The sequence below is a fragment of the Streptomyces sp. NPDC002690 genome, assembly GCF_053592415.1.
Window position 1 is genome coordinate 1 of the sequence record NZ_JBSFVR010000669.1, and the last position, 1906, is coordinate 1906.

Genomic DNA, 1906 nt, shown 5'->3' on the forward strand with positions numbered 1-1906 from the left:
GCTCGTCCCGGGCGAGCAGTACCTCGCAGCCCTCGGCACCCGCTTCCGCGCGCAGATCGGACTCGATCAGGTCGACCCGCACGTCGTCGGGGTCGGCCCCGCCCGCACCCGCACCGGCTCTCGCACCCGCCGCCGTGGGCACCGTCCACCCGAACGCGGCCGGGATGTCGGCGGCCACCCGGCGCCCGGCGCCCTCCGTCGAGGCCGCCCCCCTTCCCCGCCGCATCCCGCCCCCGCCCGCCCACGCCCCCGCGCCGGCGGGTCTCCGGGACCCGCACGCGGCGGGCGCGCTGACCCTCTCGGCGGACGGCGCGTACGCGGCGCGGCTCACGCTGGGTGGCAGCGAGGCGCTCGGCCGGGGCTGGTACCCCGAGCGGTGGACGCTCGACGGGCCGGAACCGTACATCGTGCCGCTCCCGCTCGACCAGCCGGAGGAACCCGACTCGCAGGTGGTGCCGCTCACGGACGGGCGGGTGCTGATCCGGCGGCGGGTGGCGGACCGGCACGCGTTCTCGCTGCTCTACCCGACCGGCCCCGGAACCGGCGAGCTGTCGCTCGGAACCGTGGAGTGCGAGCGGATGACGCTGATCGCACCGGCCCCGGACGGGGCGAGTGTCTACGCCTTGGCGCCCGGCATCTTCACCACCTCCGTCTGGCGGGTGGCGGGCGGCACCTTCGGGCCCGAACACGTGGCCGATGTGCCGGGGCTCTGCTCCGGCGGAGTCTGGCTGGACCGTACGGGCAGGGTGCTGGCCCTCGATCGCAGGCCGCCCGGCGGCGGACCCGTGAGGACGGTCGCCGTCGACCTCGAACGCGGCGGCGAGGTGACTCCACTCCTCCAGATCGCGCCCGGGAGCAACGACCGGCTCCTGATCGCCGAACCGGACAGCGGGCTCTTCCTGCTCCGCTCCGACGCACCCGGCCGGGACCGGATCGGCTGGGGCGTACTGGGCAGCGCGCTGCCGGTGCGATTCCCGGACTGCCTGTGCCCGGCGGACGTGACCGTCACGCCGTTCGCGGTGCAGCCGGGGCAGATGCTGATGCCGGAGAGCTGCGCGGTGGCGCTGCGGATCGACGGGACGGCAGGCAGCTGGCTCGGCGTCTGGCGTCCGACGGGCCGCCGTCTCCACCAGTTCGCCGCACCGGCGGGCTGGCAGGCCGGTGCGGGTTCCTGGAGCCGCGACGGCGTACTGAGCCTGCCCTACGCGCGCCCCGACGCACCTTGCGGGCTGGCGCGGCTGGAGGCTCCGGAGGACGTCCGGCCGGGGACGTACGGCGGGGTGCGGTGCGACCCCGGACCGGCGGAGGAGTCGCCGGACACGACCGGAACGCGACCGTCCGTCACCGGATCGTCCCCCGTGGGCTGCGGGCCCGTCCCGCTGGGGCGGGCACCCCTGCGCGGCGGTCCGGCGTCCGGCTGACACGGCCTTGGACCGGCCGGGGCCCGTGCGGTCGTTCCGCCCGGGTGCCTGGCGCCCGGACCTGCACGATGCGGACGAGTCCGTCGGGCGCGGACACGCGGCGGGCCCGGCGCGTGGGGCTCCGGAAAGCACCGAGGGCGAGGGCGTCCGGGCCGCACGGCCGGGGCGGCCCCCGCCGCGTTCCCGGTACCCGTGACATTTGTCCTGCCGGAAGCCGTACGCACGGTTCTGCCGCACGGCCCGGCACCACCCGTACCGTCGCCTCCATGACGACAACGGGAAGTGCGGGCGGGGGGCCGGCCGCGGTGTGGCCGGCCGCCGGGATCTCGGCGGGGGCCCGGAAGAGCGGGGACGGTACGGACACTCCGGCGGTGAGGTTCACCGGGGTGTCGAAGTCCTTCCGGACGGACGGGCGTTCGGTCCGGACCGTGCGCGCGGTGGACGGCATCGACCTGACGATCGGGGCCGGGGAGACGGTCGCACTG

Annotated in this window: 1 protein-coding gene and 1 pseudogene; both read left to right on the plus strand. The window is 76.7% G+C overall.

Annotated elements, in window-relative coordinates; genetic code table 11:
- The first annotated feature begins 164 nt into the window (after nucleotides 1-164).
- Nucleotides 165-1421 carry a hypothetical protein gene (locus ACWD3D_RS36520; RefSeq protein WP_451464952.1) on the plus strand — a complete coding sequence of 419 codons (1257 nt, stop codon included), beginning with the start codon at nucleotides 165-167 and terminating at the stop codon, nucleotides 1419-1421.
- Between the two features lie 266 nt (nucleotides 1422-1687).
- A pseudogene (locus ACWD3D_RS36525) lies at nucleotides 1688-1906 on the plus strand (hypothetical protein); the annotation flags it as partial.